A 19,289-nucleotide genomic window follows, 5' to 3' on the forward strand; every position below is an offset into this window, starting at 1 on the left:
TTTACCCGAGCTATTCCGTCTCGCCAAATCCGGGGTTTCCCTCGAATTCGGTGAGCGAGGAATTCGCTCAAGTCCCGCAGAAGATTACACGATGCTTCGTGGTGCTCTTCGTTGGGGTTCAGCAGGACGGCCGCTGCGAGTCTGTGTTGCTTGACCCGCTTGCCTCGCCCGTTTCCCTGCTGCTCCCAAAACATTACCCGGTGGTTCCCGCAACGCCAAATCGGCCCCCCTCCCTCTCACGCGGCAGTTGCGGCTGGTGCCGGCGAGCCGGATGAGGCCGATGACCATACGAAGTGGATCGCGTACGGAATGAACATGTCTCGCATCAGCCCGTGCCGTCACAAGGGCACCAGAATTGCTCCGGCCCGTGATTAACGCCCGTAGGCCGGCCCTCAGAGAGCAAGCCGCCGAAGGCCTGCCCCAAAGAGCAGGACACCGGAGGCCGGCGCCACCCCAGCGCAGGACAGTAGGAACGCGCGGGTGAACACGGCGACTCAAGACCCAAGAGAAGCCGAGTGGACAGGGAGGCTCAAGAGAACGCAGCTAGCGGGGACCGCCCAGAAGAAGCCGCGGGAGGCGGAGTGCCGGAAGGAACGCCACCGAGCGCGCGAATCTACCCCCGTACAAGATCGAATGTTGCCCAGATGTGTTTGGTCTTGGCCGTGCGATGCCAGCCGAACCCGTTGGCGAACGTCTTGACCAGCCGCAGACCGAGGCCGCCCAGTCCGACGGGCCGGGACAGGTCGAGAAGCGGCTCACCGGCGAGGTCGTGGTCGGCGACGTCGAGGATCAGAAGGCCGGGCTCGCGTAGTAGACGGATGACCGTGGGCGGGCGGCCGTGCCGGAGGGCATTGGTGGCCAGCTCGGTGGCGACGACGGTGAGGCGGTCAAGGCCGTCTTCGGTGTCGAGCGGGGTTCCGGCTACTGCTTCCCGAAGCCCGGCTCGCAGGTGGCGCAGTCCGCCGACGTCGTCGAGATTCCAGCGGCGGACCTCGGTCGCCTCCGGGTGCGGAACCGGCGTGGGAGGCGACGTCATCCGCCCATCTTGCCCACTCCGGCGGGGGAATCGGAGACCCGTAAGAGTCGTCTTCTCCGACCCGAGAGGCCTAGGTCACGGCCGCCTGAGCAGGTTTTCTACCGATTTGTCCCGCTATACACCTCATACTTTCGGCTAGTGTTCTCTAGACCTGTCGTATAGAGTCTGCATAACCGAACGGCCAAGTGCGCTCTGAAAGGCGCGTTCTACACGCCGCCTGAACGAGCTATGGATACCCACCCGACCCGGGCCCCAATCATGGGGCCGGCTCTCCGGAACGGTGCCAGGGAGGACCACGACATGACCGTCACCGAGTCCAAGACAACGGTGTCGACCGAGACCACGGCCAGCGCCAAGGCTCCCGTCGACAGTGCCGCCGAACTACTCGCCGCGATGGCCGCCATGCCGGCTGGTCACCCGTCACGCCCCGCGCTGCGGGATCGGGCGATCGAGGCCTGGCTGCCTCTCGCCCGGCACCTCGCGCACCGCTACTCCGGCCGCGGCGAGCCCACCGACGACCTGATCCAGACCGCGAACGTCGGCCTGATCAAGGCCGTCGACAAGTTCGACCCCGAGCGCGGTGTCGACTTCGCCGGTTACGCGATTCCCACGATCATCGGCGAGATCAAGCGGCACTTCCGTGACCGCACCTGGTCGATCCGGGTGCCGCGCCGCCTCCAGGAGCTGCGGCTCGCCATCACCGAAGCCAACGCCACACTGACCCACTCGCTGGGCCGGTCGCCGCTGGTCTCGGACATCGCCGTCCACCTAGGCATCACCGAGGAAGAGGTGCTGGAGGGCCTGGAGGGTGCCCGGGCGTACAACGCGACGTCCCTCTCCACCCCGATCAGCGCCGACGGCACCACCGAGCTGGGCGACACCCTCGGCGGTGAGGACCACGAGTTCGAGGTCGCCGAGACCCGCGTCGCGCTCGGACCGGCGCTCGCCACTCTCGACGAGCGCGAGCAGAAGATCCTGACGCTGCGCTTCTACGGGAACCTGACCCAGTCGCAGATCGCCGACCAGATCGGGATCTCCCAGATGCACGTCTCCCGCCTGCTCACCAAGGCGCTGACGAAGCTGCGCGGCCAGCTCGCCGCGGACTCCATCTGACTCTCTGTATGAACAGCGGCGCCGGCCTGTGGTCGGCGCCGCTTTCGTCATGAAGAAGATGCCCGTGTGACACAGGTCCGTGCGGCCGGGGATGCCGGGTGCGGCTACCGTGTAGCGGATGCCACCTTCTGCTGACCTTCCCGGGTTCCTGCACTCCGTGGCCCCGATCCTGGACCGCTGGGGTTATCTGGCGATCGGCGGCGTGATCGTGGTGGAGAGCTTCGGCGTTCCCGCCCCCGGCCAGACGATCATGGTGGCCGGGTCGATCTATGCGGGCTACGGCCGGATGAACATCTTTCTGGTCGCGCTGATCTCGTTCGCCACGGCGGTGATCGGCGACAACATCGGTTACTGGATCGGGCTGCGCGGCGGCCGCAGGATCGTGCACCGGTGGGGGAAATACATTTTCGTGACCCCGGCCCGGCTGGCGAAAGCCGAGGAGTTCTTCGCCCGGCGCGGTAACCGGATCATCGTGGTGGCCCGGTTCATCGACGGGTTGCGGCAGCTCAACGGCGTGATCGCCGGCATCACCCGAATGCCCTGGCGAACGTTCCTGCTCTACAACGCGATCGGAGCGGCGCTGTGGGTGGGGTTCTGGTGCACACTTGCCTACTTCCTCGGTTCCAACCTCGTGATGATCATGGGCCAGGTCCACAAGTACCAGTGGCCGGCCATCGGGCTGGTGGTCGTCGCCATCGCCACCTACGTGACACTGCATGTGCGGCACGTCCGGCGGCGCCGGGCCCGGTCCGAAGAGGTCGAGGAGACCCAGGCCTGACAGCTCCGGCCGACGCGCTGATCTGATGACGAAGACGGTTCCCGCCGCCCACAGCGGGAACCGTCTCCGCTTTCATCCCCCGAGCAAAGTCGATTCCGAGCCTTCTCAGGTGCCCTGCGAAGCCTGAGCGGTGGGCGCGGCCTGTCCGCCGGGTGGTGCCTGCCCGCCGGGTGCGCCCCCGGACGGAGCGGTGGGCGCGGTCGACGCGGCTCCCCCACCGACGTAGGCCACGATCCCGGCGCCCACTCCACCACCGGCCAGTGCAGCGGCGATCAGGGCCGCGACCAGGGTCAGCTTGGGGCTGCGACGGGTTCCGGGCGTGGGCGCGACACCGGGTGCGGCGGCCGGTTCCGGTTGCCCGGCGGCAGAAGACCCGGCTTCGGTACGTGGGACCTGCGCACTCCGGGCCGCCACCGACCGGGACGCACCGTTCCACGCCTGGCCCGGCGCTTCAGCGGCCTCCCACGAGCCCGGTCGGCTGTCGGGCGCCGCGCTCCAGGCGTCGGCCGGAGTCACGACCGGGCCGTTCCACGTTCCGTTCGCGGGTTCACCCGGCCCGGCGCCCCAGCCGGTGGTCGCGGGTTCACCGGGAGCCGCATGCCATCCGGTGGTCGCGGGTTCAGCCGGAGCCGCGGTCCAGCTGGCGGTGGCGGGTTCAGCCGACGCTGTATGCCAGCCGGTGGTGGCGGGTTCGGGCAGCGCACCATGCCAGCCGGTGGTCTCCTGGTCGGCTGGTGTCGCGTTCCAGGACCGGGTCGCGGGCTCGGCCGGAGCTCCCGCCCGGGGCGAGTCCCCACGGGGCGTGTGTCCACGGGGTGAGTGCCACTGTTCGGTGGCAGCCTCGGATTCCGTCGACTGCCATTCCCCGTTTGTGGATCTGCCCTGGCCGGACGGGGTGTTCCAGGTGGCGGTCGGTGGTTCGGACCGGTGCCTGGCGTCCTCGGTCCATGACTGCGGGATCGAGTCCGGGACAGCGGTGTCGTCCCACTCGGCCGGGACACGATCGGGGATCGGGGTGACGACCCAGGGGTTCCGGTCCCGGTCGGAGGTGGTGCGTTCGGCACCCATCGTGGTGTTGCCGTTCCAGGAGGCGGCCGGGTCGTAGTCGGCGCTTCGACCGGATCGCCCCGAGGTGTACCCCGTCTCGCCCGGAACATCGGCCCAGCCCTCGCCGGGACGGCTCGCGCTGACTCGGCCCTCGGAGGCGTACTCGGAGGGGGACCGCCCGAACGCCGGAGCGGGCGATCCCGGTGCGGGCGATCCCGGTGCGGCGGGAGCGTGACCGGACTGTCGCGGGGAGACGACAGCGTTGTAGCCGGTGGACTCGACCGAGGTGAAGCCGGTCGGTGCTCCGGGGGTGTAGGCGGAGACGGGTGCGTTGGCCGGTGTCCGGTAACCGTGGTCGGTGTGGCTGGAGCCGGCGTGGGCGGTCCCGGACGGGGACCAGTCGGCCGGCAGCGAGTTGGGGTCGGGCACTCCGGGTTCACCGTGGGGGGTGCGCGGACGGGACGCCGGGGCTTCCCAGTGGTCCTCGGGCCGTCTCGGAATCGCCCCGGTGTGGGCGGTCGGATCGTGCTGAGTCATCGGCGCTCCTCGGTCCGCTCGGGTGCTGACGCCGAGAAGACTGCCGAGCGTGGCTATGTGGATCCTGTGCGGTCCTTAGGCACGGGTTATCAGAAGCGGGCGAAGCGAGGGCGGATCCGGCCGCCGATGGTGGTGAAGTCGCCGCCGGCGTCGAGGGCTCCGGTGGCCGGGTCGGTGCCCAGAACGCGGACTCCGATCACGCCGTTGGCCTGGGGGTTCCACTCGGTCAGCCGGCCGGCGGCGGTGATCGCGGCCAGTTTGACGCGCGGTACCGAGCCGTCCAGGCAGCTGCCGTGCGGGCCGTTGCGGGCGGTGAGGCAGACCCGGTCGAAGTGGCCGCCGACGTAGGCGGTGCCACCGGCGAGGGTGACGGCGGTGGTGTCCCCGTCGAAGACGCGCTGCCAGCGGGTCCGGCCGTCGAGGCCATAAGCGATGGCACGTCCGCCCTGGCCACCGGTGGCGGCGTAGACCCCGGTGCCGTCGACGGCGATGTCGTTGACCTCGGCGGTGACGGTGGGCCGGAAGTGGCGGTCGAGTGTGCCGGAGCCGGCGTCGACGGCGGCCAGCCGGGCTGCGCTCCGGTCACCGTTGACGGTGGTGAAGGCGCCGCCGAGGAAGATTCGGCCACCGACGGCGGCGAGGGTGTGCACCCGGCCGTCGGTGGCGGGGTGCCAGCGGGCGTCGAGGCGACCGGTGGCCAGGGAGAACGCGGCGAGGTTGGTCTGCCGGTGGCCGCTGACGGAGGTGAAGGCGCCACCGAGGTAGAGACGGCCGTTGCCGATGACGAGGGCGTGCGGGGTACCGGTCAGGTACTGCCGGAACGGGCTGATGGTGTTGCCGGTGGGGTGCAGCCGGGCGATCGAGTCGCGTCGTTTGCCGGCGACGCGGTGGAAGTCACCGGCGACGTAGACCGCTCCGGGGGCGGTGGCCAGGGCCCGGACCGTGCCGTCGGCGGTGGGTGACCACCTCAGCAGGGCGCCGGTGCGGGAGTCGAACGCCGCGAGCCGTTCCCGTGGCCAGTTGCGCCCGCCCCAGCTCGCTCGGGTGAACGATCCGCCGACGTAGACCGTGGTGCCCAGGTAGGCGACGGCGTGGACGGTGCCGTTGAAGGTGGGGGCGGTTCGGGCGGTGTTGGTGACGGCTCGTGCCGGGGCCGCGGTGGACAGAACCAAAAGGAGAATCAGGACAAACAGGCGCACATGACGTCAACTCTCCCTGATGGGCGAAAGTCGCGCATTAGCTATTTTTTCCTGGCTTTCTGGGTGTAGCGGTGCGGACGAGTCGAGGGCCACCGTCTCCGGAGCGCGCAGGCCCAGCATGACCAGCCAGTCGATCAGTTGCCGGTGCAGCGCGTCCGGGTTGTCCAGCTCGTGGGTGACCGGCCAGGACGACGGGTGGACCAGCATCGCGTCGGTCTGCCAGCCGCCCAGGCCACCGTGCGAGCCGACCAGCTCCTCGAACGCGGACACCTCCTGCGTCTCCGGGTCCACCGAACTGATCACCACGAGGTCCCCGACGTGTGCGGCGCTCTGGTGACGGAGCAGGTCGGCGCGGGCGTGTTCGCCGTACTGCGCGAGCGGGTCGAGGCCGACGACCACCCCGTCCCGCAGATGATGCGAGCCTCCGGACCCGTATGCCATCGGCCCCTCTTCGCCCTGGACCACGACGACACCGACACCGGGATGGATGGCGAGCCCGCTGATCAGGTGTGGGTGGGCGTGCTCGATGGCGCCCTGCTTGAGCCGGGCCGGGAACCGGGTCAGGTAGATCATCGACAGGTTGCCCGAGGAGACCGTGAGCGCGTCGGCGGCGAGCCGGTTCACCACCTCGTCGAGCCCTTCACCGTGGCGCTGGCGGAACGTCGGGCCCTGACTCTGCCCGTGGTCGGAGAGCACGACCAGGTGGTAGTCGCGGGCCGCCTCCGGAGCCAGCCTCTGGAGCACGCCAAGCATCCGGTCCAGGCTCTCCAGCTGGCGCATCGACTCCGGGCGGGCCGGGCCGGCGTGGTGCGCCACCTCGTCGTAGTCGACCAGGTCGCAGTAGATCGCCGGCACTCCCCGGGCCATCTGCTCGGCCATCAGCGAGACGTTCACATCGCGCAGCAGCATCGAGGCCGGGCGCAGTGCCAGGAACGCGCCGGAGCGGCTGACCCGGGGCTGGACGTTGCGGCGGCGCTGCAGGCGGGCCTGATGCAGTTCGGTGAAGACTTCGGCGACGCCGAGCACCAGGGCGCGGGTGAATCCGTACGGAGAGGCCATGAACGCCGCCCAACCCCGGGCCGACCGGCCGGGCAGCGCCGCGTGGCTGACCGTGATCAGGCTGGTGACCGCGTCGCCGCTGAACGCGTTGCTGATGCTCACCCCGCCGTCCCGGAGCAGGCCGCGGCCGTCGCTGAGCCGGGTCTCGATGACCGCGGCGTCGCGGGGCCGGTTGGCGACCATGATTTTGCCGGTCTCCTTCTCGTACCAGCGGAAACCCGGGATCTGCCGGCTCGCCCCGTGCAGGATGCCGGCCTGCGAGGCGGGGGTGGTCGACGGCAGTCCGGTGTGCCAGCCGCGGGCGGTGTGGGTGCCGGTCCGCAGCCAGTGGCCCAGAGTCGGCAGGTTGCCGGCCCGGATCGCCCAGCGCAGCACCGGCTCGGCCACTCCGTCGAGTTGCACCATGAGCAGGCCCGGTTCGGTGCCGGGCGGCTGCCTGCGGAAGTTCAGGAGACGGCCGGCGGAGCGGCGGCGGACCGCCCGCATCAGACGCCGGGCCTCCCGCACGAACATGTCGTCGGTGCCGCTGTCGGCCATCCAGTCGATCAGCGCCGCCACGATCACCGCCAGGACCGCGGCGGTGAGCAGGCTGGGCAGGCCGCTGATCCGGTTGCCCGGGTCCAGGCGCAGCGCCACCACCATGACCACCACCTGCGCGACCACGCCGAGCAGCATGGCCGCCCAGCCGCCGAGCGCGGTGATGCCGAGCAACAGCAGCGGGCGCAGCACCGCGCCGACCAGGGCGACCAGCACCACGAGGCCGAGGGTGTCGACGATGTCGGTGCTCGCGACGCCGGGCATCAGCCACAGGGTCAGCGTCAGCACCACGAAGGTGGTCAATGCGCTGCGTAGCACGGCCCGAACCCGGGTGAGCAGGGTATGAAGGGGCACCCTTCGACGATGGCACATCGGGGCGCCGGAACCCGAACGGGTCTCAGCGGTCGATCCGCACCCAGACGTTGTCGAGGACCCCGTTGAACTGGTCGTTGTCGCGGTAGAAGCCCTTGCCGCCGATGCTCAGCGGCAGGCCGTTGGCGACGCTCAGCTTCGCCGGGACGGTGCTGCGGCCGCGGAGCACCTCGTCGACGTAGATCTCCCAGCGGGTGCCGTGGCGCTGGCAGCGCACCCGGTGCCAGCGGTTGTCGGCGACGGCGATCACACTGCGGACCACCCGTATCTTGGGCTTGCGCACGTCGACGAGCACACAGCTCGGGTGACCGGCGGCGCCGTCGATCTGGAGTTTGTACTGGCTGCTGATGGTCGAGTAGCCCTTCTGCAGCACGTTCTGGCCGGAGCTGGTCTGGCCCGGCCCGAGCAGCACGTCGGCGCCGAACGCGATGTCCCGGGTGCCCGGGTTCAGGTCGGCCGAGTCGTCGCTCTGCAACGCCACCTGCGGGCAGATCCGGTCGCTGCACTTGCCGGGGAAGGCGAGGGCGGTGCCGGGGCCGTGCACGACCGGGCGGACCCGGCCGCCCTGGAACGAGATCACCCGCAGGGTGTGCCCGTTGCCGGACTCGTCGATGATGCTGCTGGAACGGCCGTTGAAGCCGTAGTGCGCGGTCATCGTCGCCGGTTGGGGTGGCACGCCGGCCGCCGCCGGAACGCCGGAGACCAGGGTTCCCGGAACCACGGCGATGAGAACCACGGCGATGCCCGAAGTCACTGCGGACAGACACGATCTCATGCCCGAATTATGACTCGCCATGGCTTTATGTCGGTTATTTCAGGGGCGGAACTCCTCGGGGCGTACCGGCTTGCTCTCGTTCTTACGCCCGAACAGCCGCCACCCGCGCTTCTTCTTCTCCGGCACCGGGGCCGCCGTACCGTTCAGGACGTCCAGCCGATGCCGGGCCACCGGGTTCTCCGGTTCCAGCCGCAACGACGTCATCAGCGCCTGCCGGGCCTGGTCCACGTGCCCGAGAGCCGCGAGCGTCACCCCGTGCGTGAAATAGAAGTGCGCCTCGTTCGGGTCCAGCCCCACCGCGGTCCGGGCCGCCTGCTCGGCATCGCCCAACTGCCGGTCCGCGGCCATCAGCGCCCACGCCACCCGGTCGTGCCACAGTGGGTTCTTCGGCTCCACGATCACCGCCCGGTAAGCCATGCTCATCGCCTCGTCATGCCGCCCCAACAGGGTCAGCGCCCGGCTCGCGATCGCCGGTGGCCGCGGATCCTCCGGCGCCAGCTCCACCGCCCGGCTCGCCGCCTCCAACGCCGGCGGCACCTGATCCAGCGCCAACCGGATCCGCGCCATCAGAATCCACCCCGCCGCCGAATCCGGCCGGCTCGCCAACACCGGAGCCAGCATCTCCGCGGCCTTGTCCGGCTGCATGTCCTCGAACAACGCGGCAGCCCTGGCCACACCGGCGTCACTCGGATCAGCGAACGATCGTCCGGCGGGGTCGTGCGAGGCGGTCAGGTTCAGGTTCATGCCCGGCGAGGCGGCGAGTTCGGTCATCGAGCGGCTCCGGAAACACTGCGGGACTCCACACGATGCACGTCGGCAGAGACAAAAGATTTCTGAGCATTTCCGGTACGAGCTACGAACAGTCCCCTGGCGGCCCCGCGAGGTCGACGCCGGTCCGGGCCGACCCGCGACCGCCGGGCCGAATGCGGTGGCCGCGGTCCAACCAGCGTGGTCACTTACGGTGCGATCCGCACCCCAACTTGCCACACTGACCGCCGTCCGGCCCGGCGTGGACACTTACGCACACCGACTTGCCACGCGGAAACCGGGCGGGCGGTGGGAGTCTCGGGACGGCCTTGGCGGGTGGGCCGTGCCGGGACGCTTCCGCCCGGCGGTCGCGAGGCGGCCAGGCGGGAACGCCTGCCGCGCGGGGCCGCCAGAGGGCTGTTCGTCGCTCGTACCAGAAAGGGTCTAGGAAACTCGCTGGCGGCGGCGCGCGATCAGGACCAGGACCACCGCGGTGATCGCGAAGGCGAAGCCGGCTGTGGGCAGGCGCCATGGGTGCGACAGGGCGTCGGTGAAGGTGAAACCGGTGCCCAGTGCCGCGCTGACCACCACGATCCGCCACAGGGACGCGGTGCTGAGGCCTCGGCCGGAGCCGCCGGGTTCGTCGGCGGGAGCGGTGAGCAGGCGGACCGCGAAGCCGGCGAACGTCGCGGTGCCGAGCAGGACCGGAAGCCACGCAGCGGGGGCGATCAGGGCCAGGAGCAGTGGGAGGACCGCGATCGCGGTGGCGGCCAGGGCCAGACGCTGGCGGCCCTGGGTGAGCAGGCCGCGGACGTAGTGGCGCAGGCCGGGGTCGAGACGGTGCAGGAAGTAGCCGGCGTAAGCGGCGGGGGCCAGTACCGCGACGGCGGCGAAGGTGCGGGCGGTGCCGGTGGACGTCTCGGTGAAACGCCAGCCGAGGTAGGCCAGGAAAGCCAGGATGATCGCGGTCCAGACCAGGAACTGGCGCAGTGCCAGATCGAGCAGGTAGCGGCTGGCCTCCTGTTTCGGGTCGGCGCGCAGTGCGCCGACCAGGCCGGCGGCGCCCCGGGCGAGCCGGGTCAGGGCGAACGGGTTGTGGTGCACGACGTCGAAGGCGGCCAGTTCGTGCCGGGCGACCGCGTTGTCCGGTTCCAGGGCCAGTGCGTCCCGCAGTGCCTGGCGGGCCCGGTCGTGCAGGGTGAGCTGCTTCATCACCATCGCGTAGGTGATCCGGAAGTCGGCCTCCTGCGGGTCGAGCCGAATCGCCTCGCGAGCCGCGTGTTCGGCTTCGACGGAGCGCCGGCCGTCCTCCAGCAGGGCCCAGGCCAGCCGGTTGTGCCGGAACGGGTTCTCCGGCTGCCGGTCGGCGGCGGCTCGCGCGGTGGCGATCGCCTGGTCGTGCCGGCCCATCTCGGTGTGTACCCGGCTGAGGGCGGACAGGGCGTCGGGCCATTCGGGGGCGTGTTCGACGGCGCGGCGGGCCAGTTCGTCGGCGAGTTCGGGTTTCTGCAACGCGAGCTGCGCATGGGTCATCAGGACCAGGGCGGGCACGTGGTCGGGTTCGGCGGCCAGGATCGGGCCGAGCAGTGCGGCGGCCGCTGCCGGTTCGCCGCGGCCGAGCTGAAGTCTGGCCAGGTCCAGGTTCTGCGTCATGCTCCGTGTTCCCTAGAAGGTCCGGAGGTCCGGCTCCGTCTTCCCTAGCAGGTTTCCTCGACCGGCACGGTGGCGTAGGCGCGGACCGGGAACGTGCCGAATCCGGCGATCCGGGGTGGGACGGCGGTGAACCGGGCTCCGCGCGGGGGCAGTTCGCGCAGGTTGGTGAGGTGTTCGACGACCGGTATACCGGCTGCCAGCAGGAGCGTATGCGCCGGGCGTTCCCCGGCGGCGGCCGGGGAGATGTCGTCGATGTTGACGGCGTCGATGCCGACCAGGACGGCGCCTCGTTCGGCGAGCAGTCCGGCGGCGTCCCGGGTCAGGTAGGGGGCGTCGGTGCCGTAGTCCGGGGTGGCCCAGTGCCGGTCGCCGCCGGTGTGCAGCAGTACCGCGTGCCCGGTGACCACGACGTGGGCCAGCATCTCGGCGGTGACGCCGCGTTCCCGCCCGACCGCGCGGACCACCACGGCAGGCAGTCCGGCGAGCCGTTCCAGGGGCAGTCCGGCCAGGTCGGCGCCGTCGGGGTAGCGGTGGAACGGGCTGTCCAGGTAGGTGCCGGTGTTGCCGAGCATGCTGATCCGGTCGATTGCGAATTCGGTGCCGGGCGCGTAGACGGCCCGGGAGGCGTCCCGGGTCAGGTGAGCGGTGATCTCCGGGCCGGGCAGGCCCGGGTAGGTGACCAGCCCGTCGGTGATGACGTGACTGAGCTCGACGAACCGGACCCGCTCGGCCGGGGAGTCCCCGGCCGGCGAGCGCGGTTCGGCGAGGATCCGGACGTCGCTGACCTTGGCCCGTTCGACCCGCTGCGGGGCGAGCGAGGCGATCAGCATGTCGGCGATCTCGCCCTCGGTGACGTCGGCGTGCGGGATGACCAACCGGAAGCCCCGCGCCGTCAGCTCGCCCCCACCGTCGAGGGCTACTTCGGCGTCGAACTCGGCCCGGTACTCCAGCACGGTTGGCTCCCTTTTATCGCACTTCGATCACACCTTCGGTGATCAACCAGATGCCGAAGATAGCGAAGAGTGCGGCGGCTCCGTACTTGATGACCTTTTCGGGTAGATGACGCCCGAGATAGCGGCCGACCAGAATGGCGAGCGCGTCGGCGGCGACCATGCCGACCGTGGAGCCGACCCAGACACCGAACCAGCCGTGCTGAGTAGCCAGCGTGATGGTCGCCAGCATCGTCTTGTCACCCAGTTCGGCCAGGAAGAACGCGCCGCCGACGGCCCAGATCGCGGAGCCGGTGGAGCGTTCGGCCTTGGTCTTCTCGTCGTCGGTGAGCTTGTCACCGCGTAGCGTCCAGGCGCCGAAAGCGAGGAAGGCGATACCGGCGATCAGTGCGATCCAGCCGGTCGGGAGGGTGGCGCCCAGGCCGTAGCCGATGCCGACCGACACCAGGTGAACCACGGCGGTGGCCACGGTGATGCCGATCAGCACCGGAACGGTCTTGAAGCGGGTGGCGAACGTCATCGCCATGAGCTGTGATTTGTCGCCCAGCTCGGCGACGAAGATGACCGCGAAGCTGATGCCCAGCGCGGCGAGGAAACCTTCCACGAGAACTCCCGGTGAAACACGACCGGGCGTTGGGCGCAGGGCGACCTCGACCCGGCCGAAACGAATACGGCCTGGTCGAAGGTCTCGCTCGCCTCGGGATCGAGGCCGCGCGGCCGGAGCCCGGAGAACCGGGATCAGTATGTCGACCGCGACATTGGGAGCTACTCCCCTTCGCAGGACCGAGCATAACTCACGTGCTGGTCAACGGCCCGGTGACGGATGCCACCGGGCCGTCGGCGTCAACGTCCGTCGATCAGCCGGCGCAGTTCCTCGCGCGCACCGGCAGGCTTCTTGGCGTCCGGCGCCAACGGGGTCGGTTTGGCGATCGGCTCGCACTGTTTGTCGGAGCGGTCCGCCTTGACCCGGCCGGGCAGCGCGCCGGTGGCCAGGTAGTCGGCGATGGTGTTGTCGACGCAGGCGTGGCCGTAGAGCGAGCCGGCGTGGGTGGTGCCGCCGACACCTTCGACCAGCACCGACCGCGGGAAGCGCCGGCGGGTCTCCAGGGCACCGGCGTACGGGGTGGCCGCGTCGAGCGTCTCGCTGATCAGCAGGATCGGCGGGGCCTTGGCGCCGTCCACCTCGATCGGGGTGCCGGGGTCGGCGGCCCAGTGCCGGCAGGGCGCGTTGTACCAGGCGTTGCCCCAGGTCTCGAACGGCGCTTTCCGGTGCGTCCGCCAGTTGTCCCGCGCCCACTTCTTCCAGCTCGCCGGCCACGGCGCGTCGGTGCACTGAACGGCCAGGTAGACGGCGTAGCCGTTGTCGGAGCCCTCGGCCTTCGGGCGGTTCCCGTCGTAGAGCCGCCGCAGCGGCACCGCGTCCTTCCGGTTGACCAGGGCGGAGAAGGCCCTGGCGATCTCCTCCCAGTCGAAGACGTAGTAGCCGGCCTGCAGGAAGACGTCGGTCAGCTCGGCCGGCCCGATCTTCCCCCCGGCCGGTTTCCCGGCGAGGGCGGCGAGCTGCCGGTAGTAGGTCTTCGACACGGCGGCCGGGGTGCGGCCCAGGTGGTAGACGGAGTCGTACTTGGCGACCCACTTGAAGTAGACCTTGATCGCCTTCTCGAACGCGACGTCCTGGTCGAGGTTCGCCCGGTACCAGACCCGGCCCGGGTTGACCACGCCGTCCAGAACCATCCGGTGCACCCGTTCCGGGTTGCGGGTGGCGTAGGCCTGGGCGAGGTAGGTGCCGTACGAGAAGCCGTAGAAGCTGATCTTCTCCTCGGCGAGGGCCTGCCGGATGCTGTCGATGTCCCGGACGGTGTCCTCGGTGCGCATGTGGTCCAGCAGGGCGCCGCCGGCTTTGGCGCAGGCGGCCGCGTACCCGGTGGTCCGAGCGTGCCACTGCTTCTCGATCTCCGCGCTGTCCGGCACGTACGGTGGCCGCTGGTAGCCGGTGTACGTGCTGTCGCAGGTGAGCTTGGGTTTGCTGGCGCCCACCCCACGGGGGTCGAAGCCGATCCAGTCGTACGCCGCTCCGGCCTTCTTCGGCACGTTCTGGCCGAGGGTCGCCAGGTTGCGCCCGGCCCCGCCGGGACCGCCGGGGTTGACCAGGATGACACCCTGGCGTTCGGCGGCCGGCGCGGTGGCCTTGATCCGGGACACCGCGATCTGGATCTTGGTTCCGCCCGGTTCGGCGTAGTCCATCGGTACGGAGAGAAACCCGCACTCGGCACTGTGCGACTTCAGCGTGCCCTCGGTGCAAGCGCTCCAAGCGATCGGAGCCGGTCCTCCGCGCGCCGTCTCGGCTCGGGCACCGGTGACACCGGCGCCGGCCGTGCAGAGCGCGACCGCTGCGGCGGCCGCCCAGAATCTTCTCATTCCCCCATGCTGTGGTTCCCGCGGTCAGGTATCACCCGTACACGCCGGGTTACCCCCTCAAAAGGTGGTTTTTGAGGACATCACATCTCCTGACTCAGCCGGTTCAGGGCGGGCAGTGCCGCCCGGATCGCGGCCTGGTCCGCCTCGGACAGCCGCTGCAGTCGCTCCCCGAGCGCCGCGGCCCGGATCGCCCGGCGGCGAACCACCGCGAATCGGCCCGCGTCGGTGGCGGTGACCACCACGCCCCGGCCGTCCACCGGATCGGAACTACGGATGGCCAGACCGTCCCGTTCCAGCCGGGTGACCAATTGGGTCATCGCCGGTTGTGTCACTCCTTCGGGGCGGTACAGGTCGGTGAGTCGCTGCGGGCCGCGTCGATGCAGCCGTGCCAGGGTCGAGGCCGCCGCCAGGCTCAACTCGTCGCGAGGCATGATCCGGCGCAGTCCGGAGTTGAGCCGGTCGAGGGTCAGGACGATGTCCATGACCGATACTTATCATTCGAGCCGGGTAACCCACTCGGACGCGCCACCCCGGAATCCGCACCCCGAGCCGTCCGATTTGCGACCATTGCGAACCATGGACGAGTTCTGGCTCCGCCCGCGGCTGGGGACGGCAACTCGGGACGGCCGGGCGCCTCAGCACTACCTGCTGGCGCTGCGACACGCCGTACAGGCCCTGGACGCGGACCCGCGATGGCAGCAGTGGTGGCACGCGTCCGGATTCCAGGGCTGCGAACTCGGCATCGTCACCGAAGGCCGGCTCGACCATCTGCGGCCCAGTGCCGACCTGCACCGCGTCGACGACCGGTTGCGCGCCAACTTCACCTGCGCACTGCCGCCCGCCGGGACCGGCCCCGACGACCTCGCCCGGTGGGCTGCCGTCGAGGTACGCACCATGTTCGAGGTGATCCGGGAGGCGATGGCCCTCGCCGGCCTGCCGCCCACCCCGGCGTCGTCACCGCTGCCGGACGACGCTGACGAGGTCCAGGTCACCGCCAAGAGCTTGCCGTCGATCCCGCGGGAGCTGGAGACGCAGGGCTATCTGACCCTCACTCAGGTCCGGGACTTCTTTGGCTGACCCGGTCGGGCCGATGGGCACCGGGGTCACGCTGCCGGGGGATCCGGGCCGGCTCCGGGCCGGCCACCGGCTCGGCGTGCACGCCACCGGGCGGCGTGACCACCACCGCCATCCCGGCCAGGCCGACACCCGCATAGCGGACCGGTGCGAACCGGCGCAGCAACAGCGCGTGCGCCACGGCCAGCAGGACACACGACGCCAGGCAGCCCGGAATGGCCCGGACCAATGGGTACCCGGACGGCATGTCCAGCAGGGCGGGCAGGTCCCGGAACGCCAGGAAGACCAGGCTGCCCAGTGACACCGTGGACAGCACGGGCGCGACGAAGCGTCCCCAGGCCCCCTCCCGCCCGGGGACACGGTTCAGGTGCAGCAGGGCCGCCACCGAGACGAGCAGCAGCACCACCAGGATGCTCAGGGCGCCGCCGACGATCAGCCAGCGGGCGGTCCGCGGCCCGGGGTCGGCGCCGGCCAGGTAGGCGCCGGTCATCGTGGCGCCGGCGATCAGCGACTGGGTCACCGACGCGGCGCGCGGCGCGGCGGTCCGGTGGGCGGCCGCCCCCAGCACCCCCGGCAGCACCCGCTCCCGCCCGAGCGCGAACAGTTGCCGGGCGATCATCTGGTGCAGCGCCAGGATCGCCACCATCACCCCGGCGAGCAGCATGAACCGGCCGAGTGTCACGGCCCACGGGGAGAGCCGGTCGGCGGCCAGGTCGAAGAGCAGCTCGGAGCCCCGGGCCCCGGCGAGTGCGGCGACCCGGTCCGGGCCGGCCGCCACGATCAGGCTCCAGGTCAGGCCACCGAGCAGCAGGGTGATCAGCAGGACCGCCCCGTGCGCCCCGTAGCCGGCGCTGCGGCGGGGCTGGAAGCCCTCCTCGGCGTAGGCCGCGGTGGACTCGAATCCGGCGAAGGTGAGCACTGCGACGGCGAGCAGCAGGCCGAGAGCGGGCCGGTCCAGGACGATCGGGTCGGCGATCAGGATCGAGTCGGCGGTGACCCGGTCGCCGGCCGGCTGGAGCACGTTCGCGGCGCCGATGCCGGCGAGCACGGCGGCCTGCGCGACCGCGAAGAGACCGATCACTCCGGCGGCGATCTCGATCCGCATCGTGCCGCAGATCGCGACCAGCGCCCAGCCGGCGGCGGCCACCGCCCACCAGGGCAGAGTCAGTCCGAGGAAGCTGCTCAGCAGTGGGGCGGCGGCGAGACCGGCGAGCGCGTAGAGACCGAACTGGATCGCGTGATAGCCGGCCACCGACAACCAGGCGACGGCCAGCCCGGCGGGCCGGCCGAGGCCGCGGGCGACGAGTGAGTACGCCGCGCCGGTGCTGGGGAAACGACGGGACATCGACGCCAGCCCGGCGCAGAGCAGCAGCAGGGTCAGCCCGGCCGCGGCGAACGCCCAGGGCACGAGTTGCCCGGCTCCGTCGGCGAGCACCGCCGGGATCACGGTGACCAGGGTGACGATCGGGGCGGCCGCGGCCACTCCGAGGAAGGCGATCGAAGCGGCACCGACCCGGCCAGCCGCCAACCCGTGCATCTCCACGGATCTATTCAGTCGGAAACCGGCCGCCTTTGACAACCGTACGTATCGGCCCAATGACCGTTCGTGACCAGATTGGCACGAACCTCGAACTGCTTGCGGGTTTCCCTCAGGTGCACCCCACAACCGCCGACTGCAACCTCGTGCTCGCCACCCAGCAACTGACGGAGTTCCTCGCCGTCGTGGCCGACAGGCCCGACGAATCCGCCGCGCAGCACGCCGCCGTGGAGTGCGCCTTACGCGCACTCGATGCCGACCTGGCAGTTCTCATGGTCGACGGTGGCGTGGCTGCGGCTGTCGGGCTACCGGTGAACCGGATTCCCGCATACGCCCTGACCACCAGTTATCTGGCCGGCAGGCCGGCCACCCTACGAGTCGGTGACGTGACCTACACGCTCGCGGTCGCGCCGCTCGGCGGCGCGTCCTCCGGCATGCTGGTGATCGGCCGTGAGTCCGGCGACTCAAGCGACCTCAGCGACTTCACCGACGAGGAGATCTGTCTGCTCCGTGGCATGGCCCGGGTCCTCGAACTGAGTCTGCAGGCGCTGCACCTGGTCGAGGCGGAACGTCGCCAGGCCAGCGAGAACAGCCGCCTGATCGACTCGCTGCGGCGCCGGCAGCGGCTCTTCGACGAGCTGAGCCAGATCCAGCGGGCGATCGCGCGGCGGGAACCGCTGCCCGAGATCCTGAACCGGGTCACCGCCGGGGTCGCCGAACTGCTCGACGTCGACATCGCCGGGCTTACCGTGCTGGAGAACGACGACCCGGACCGGATGAGTCTGGTCTCGGCGGCCGGTGTCCCGGACGACGTTCCGGCGAAGATGCAGCGGATCCCGGTGGCCGCCCTCGGCGTGGTCGGGCTGTCGATCATGGGCGACGAGCTGGTCGCGGTGGACGACTACAGCAACTCGCCGATCGCGGTGCCGGAGCTGGTGCAGCACCGGGTCAAGAGCGTGATGGCGGTGCCGGTGCACGAGAACGGTGTGGTGGTCGGCGCGATGTTCGCCGGGATGCACACCGTCCGCCGCGACTGGGACAAGGCGTCGCAGGAGATGCTGCTGGCCTTCGCCGAGCACGCCAGCCTGGCGGTCACCGACGCCCGGACGCTGACCGAGATGAACGCGTCGTTCCACGACTCGCTGACCGGGCTGGCCAGCCGGTCGCTGTTCGTCACCCGTACCGAGAACGCTCTGGGTAATGTCCGCAACGGCGGCGCCGCCGCGCTGCTGGTCGGCCTGGACCGGTTCAAGATGATCAACGACGCGCTCGGGCACGGCAGTGGCGACCAGCTGCTCGCCGCGGTCGCCGACCGGCTACGGGAGTGCCTGCGCACCGACGACACCGCGGCCCGGTTGGGCGGCGACGAGTTCGCCGTGCTGCTACCGGAGGCCAACAACGTGGAGGCCGCCGTCCCGGTGGCCCGGCGGATCGTGACCGCGATGCGCGAGCCGTTCGACCTGGACGGCCGGGAGACGTTCGTGACCTGCAGCATCGGGGTCGCCTTCGGGGAGGCCGGCCAGCACGACGCCCAGGAGCTACTGGTCCGGGCCGACCTGGCGCTGTTCGAGGCCAAGAAGGGCAAGGACCAGTACGCGGTCTTCGAGCCGTCGATGCGCGAGTCCTTCCAGAGGCACCTGGAGATGGAGGCCGACCTGCGCCGGGCGGTGCTGCGGCACGAGTTCCAGCTCCGGTTCCAGCCGATCGTGCGGCTGGCCACCAACGAGATCTCCGGTCTGGAGGCGCTGGTCCGCTGGCAGCACCCGGAACGCGGGATGATCCCGCCGCTGGACTTCATCCCGCTGGCCGAGGAGACCGGGATGATCGTCCCGATCGGCGAGTGGGTGCTGCGCGAGGCCTGTCGCCAGGCCGCCGGCTGGAACGCGCAGCGGGAGCCGGGCAATCCGCTGTCGGTGAGTGTCAACCTGTCCGCGGTGCAGTTGGAGCGGGTCGAGCTGACCGAGCTGGTCAGCTCGGCGCTGGCCGAGAGCGGCCTGCCGGCGCAGTGCCTGGTGATCGAGTTGACCGAGTCGCTGCTGGTGGATCACCGGCAGGAGACGCTGGACCGGCTGGCGGCGGTCAAGGCCCTGGGCGTACGCCTGGCCATCGACGACTTCGGCACCGGCTATTCGTCACTCGCGTACCTGCGGCGGTTCCCGGTGGACATCATCAAGATCGACAAGTCTTTCGTGGACGACGTCGGTGACGTGCCCGCCGCGGCGGCGCTGACCCTCGGCATCATCCAGCTCGGTCAGGCCCTGCAACTCTCCACGGTCGCCGAGGGGATCGAGGACGCCGGTCAGCTCAGCGAACTGACCGACGGCAACTGTGAGCTGGGCCAGGGCTACTTCTTCGCCGAGCCGCTGACCCCCGAGGCGATGCAGGATCTGCTGTTCCCGCCGACCGCCGCGTGAAAGAGGAGTTTGTTGATTAGACCGGTAGAGTTGCCTGTGATGT

At 70.4% G+C, this 19,289-nt stretch carries 16 protein-coding genes; 4 read left to right on the forward strand and 12 right to left on the reverse strand.

All coding sequences use genetic code 11. The annotated features are described in order from the left end of the window. Positions 1 to 613: 613 nt before the first annotated feature. A complete protein-coding gene (locus tag BLU81_RS30950; RefSeq protein WP_092549144.1) occupies positions 614 to 1,036 on the reverse strand; it encodes an ATP-binding protein in 423 nt (140 codons plus the stop codon). A 300-nt stretch (positions 1,037 to 1,336) separates the two neighbouring features. Between BLU81_RS30950 and BLU81_RS30955 the strand changes: the two genes are divergently transcribed. Then, the gene (locus BLU81_RS30955) at positions 1,337 to 2,149 is read left to right on the forward strand and encodes a SigB/SigF/SigG family RNA polymerase sigma factor (RefSeq protein WP_092549147.1); all 813 of its coding nucleotides are present in this window, start codon (positions 1,337 to 1,339) and stop codon (positions 2,147 to 2,149) included. Positions 2,150 to 2,267: 118 nt separating this feature from the next. Further along, positions 2,268 to 2,927, forward strand: a complete 660-nt coding sequence (locus tag BLU81_RS30960) for a DedA family protein (RefSeq protein ID WP_092549150.1) — start codon at positions 2,268 to 2,270, stop codon at positions 2,925 to 2,927. 105 nt (positions 2,928 to 3,032) lie between these two features. Here the strand turns inward: BLU81_RS30960 and BLU81_RS30965 are convergent, their stop codons facing one another. The 10 genes from BLU81_RS30965 to BLU81_RS31010 all read right to left on the reverse strand — a co-directional run bounded on the left by BLU81_RS30965 (position 3,033) and on the right by BLU81_RS31010 (position 14,703). Then, a complete protein-coding gene (locus tag BLU81_RS30965; RefSeq protein ID WP_092549153.1) occupies positions 3,033 to 4,511 on the reverse strand; it encodes a hypothetical protein in 1,479 nt (492 codons plus the stop codon). Positions 4,512 to 4,600: 89 nt separating this feature from the next. After that, positions 4,601 to 5,710, reverse strand: a complete 1,110-nt coding sequence (locus BLU81_RS30970; protein WP_092549156.1) for an NHL repeat-containing protein — start codon at positions 5,708 to 5,710, stop codon at positions 4,601 to 4,603. Between the two features lie 6 nt (positions 5,711 to 5,716). Continuing rightward, complete coding sequence (locus BLU81_RS30975; protein WP_231953598.1) at positions 5,717 to 7,660, reverse strand: alkaline phosphatase family protein; 1,944 nt, start codon at positions 7,658 to 7,660, stop codon at positions 5,717 to 5,719. 43 nt (positions 7,661 to 7,703) lie between these two features. Then, positions 7,704 to 8,453 carry a LamG-like jellyroll fold domain-containing protein gene (locus tag BLU81_RS30980; RefSeq protein ID WP_092549162.1) on the reverse strand — a complete coding sequence of 250 codons (750 nt, stop codon included), beginning with the start codon at positions 8,451 to 8,453 and terminating at the stop codon, positions 7,704 to 7,706. 39 nt (positions 8,454 to 8,492) lie between these two features. Continuing rightward, on the reverse strand, positions 8,493 to 9,224 hold the full coding sequence (locus BLU81_RS30985; RefSeq protein ID WP_092549165.1) for a tetratricopeptide repeat protein: 732 nt from the start codon (positions 9,222 to 9,224) through the stop codon (positions 8,493 to 8,495). Positions 9,225 to 9,644: 420 nt separating this feature from the next. Continuing rightward, positions 9,645 to 10,853: a tetratricopeptide repeat protein gene (locus BLU81_RS30990; RefSeq protein WP_092549168.1), complete on the reverse strand. Its 1,209-nt coding sequence runs from the start codon at positions 10,851 to 10,853 to the stop codon at positions 9,645 to 9,647. Between the two features lie 44 nt (positions 10,854 to 10,897). Continuing rightward, positions 10,898 to 11,806: a cyclase family protein gene (locus BLU81_RS30995; protein ID WP_092549171.1), complete on the reverse strand. Its 909-nt coding sequence runs from the start codon at positions 11,804 to 11,806 to the stop codon at positions 10,898 to 10,900. Positions 11,807 to 11,819: 13 nt separating this feature from the next. After that, complete coding sequence (locus BLU81_RS31000; protein WP_092549174.1) at positions 11,820 to 12,407, reverse strand: TMEM165/GDT1 family protein; 588 nt, start codon at positions 12,405 to 12,407, stop codon at positions 11,820 to 11,822. Between the two features lie 239 nt (positions 12,408 to 12,646). Continuing rightward, a complete protein-coding gene (locus BLU81_RS31005) occupies positions 12,647 to 14,221 on the reverse strand; it encodes an alpha/beta hydrolase (protein WP_092549177.1) in 1,575 nt (524 codons plus the stop codon). 80 nt (positions 14,222 to 14,301) lie between these two features. Beyond that, complete coding sequence (locus BLU81_RS31010; RefSeq protein ID WP_092549180.1) at positions 14,302 to 14,703, reverse strand: MarR family winged helix-turn-helix transcriptional regulator; 402 nt, start codon at positions 14,701 to 14,703, stop codon at positions 14,302 to 14,304. Positions 14,704 to 14,797: 94 nt separating this feature from the next. Here BLU81_RS31010 and BLU81_RS31015 point away from each other — a divergent pair, with 94 nt between their 5' ends. Next, positions 14,798 to 15,298, forward strand: a complete 501-nt coding sequence (locus BLU81_RS31015; protein WP_172890651.1) for a hypothetical protein — start codon at positions 14,798 to 14,800, stop codon at positions 15,296 to 15,298. Here the strand turns inward: BLU81_RS31015 and BLU81_RS31020 are convergent. Next, positions 15,270 to 16,832, reverse strand: a complete 1,563-nt coding sequence (locus BLU81_RS31020; protein ID WP_092557875.1) for an amino acid permease — start codon at positions 16,830 to 16,832, stop codon at positions 15,270 to 15,272. The two genes, BLU81_RS31015 and BLU81_RS31020, sit on opposite strands and share 29 nt — an antisense overlap. A gap of 116 nt (positions 16,833 to 16,948) precedes the next feature. Between BLU81_RS31020 and BLU81_RS31025 the strand changes: the two genes are divergently transcribed. After that, the gene (locus tag BLU81_RS31025) at positions 16,949 to 19,246 is read left to right on the forward strand and encodes a putative bifunctional diguanylate cyclase/phosphodiesterase (protein ID WP_231953599.1); all 2,298 of its coding nucleotides are present in this window, start codon (positions 16,949 to 16,951) and stop codon (positions 19,244 to 19,246) included. Positions 19,247 to 19,289 lie beyond the last annotated feature (43 nt).

The sequence above is a fragment of the Actinoplanes derwentensis genome (assembly GCF_900104725.1).
Classification (GTDB): Bacteria; Actinomycetota; Actinomycetes; order Mycobacteriales; family Micromonosporaceae; genus Actinoplanes; species Actinoplanes derwentensis.

Excerpts from the sequence above, each read along its gene's own strand:
- BLU81_RS30950 (WP_092549144.1), bottom strand. The coding sequence starts at position 1,036 with ATGACGTCGCCTCCCACGCCGGTTCCGCACCCGGAGGCGACCGAGGTC.
- BLU81_RS30955 (WP_092549147.1), top strand. The coding sequence starts at position 1,337 with ATGACCGTCACCGAGTCCAAGACAACGGTGTCGACCGAGACCACGGCC.
- BLU81_RS30960 (WP_092549150.1), top strand. The coding sequence starts at position 2,268 with ATGCCACCTTCTGCTGACCTTCCCGGGTTCCTGCACTCCGTGGCCCCG.
- BLU81_RS30965 (WP_092549153.1), bottom strand. The coding sequence starts at position 4,511 with ATGACTCAGCACGATCCGACCGCCCACACCGGGGCGATTCCGAGACGG.
- BLU81_RS30980 (WP_092549162.1), bottom strand. The coding sequence starts at position 8,453 with ATGAGATCGTGTCTGTCCGCAGTGACTTCGGGCATCGCCGTGGTTCTC.
- BLU81_RS30985 (WP_092549165.1), bottom strand. The coding sequence starts at position 9,224 with ATGACCGAACTCGCCGCCTCGCCGGGCATGAACCTGAACCTGACCGCC.
- BLU81_RS30990 (WP_092549168.1), bottom strand. The coding sequence starts at position 10,853 with ATGACGCAGAACCTGGACCTGGCCAGACTTCAGCTCGGCCGCGGCGAA.
- BLU81_RS31005 (WP_092549177.1), bottom strand. The coding sequence starts at position 14,221 with ATGAGAAGATTCTGGGCGGCCGCCGCAGCGGTCGCGCTCTGCACGGCC.
- BLU81_RS31010 (WP_092549180.1), bottom strand. The coding sequence starts at position 14,703 with ATGGACATCGTCCTGACCCTCGACCGGCTCAACTCCGGACTGCGCCGG.
- BLU81_RS31015 (WP_172890651.1), top strand. The coding sequence starts at position 14,798 with ATGGACGAGTTCTGGCTCCGCCCGCGGCTGGGGACGGCAACTCGGGAC.
- BLU81_RS31020 (WP_092557875.1), bottom strand. The coding sequence starts at position 16,832 with ATGCACGGGTTGGCGGCTGGCCGGGTCGGTGCCGCTTCGATCGCCTTC.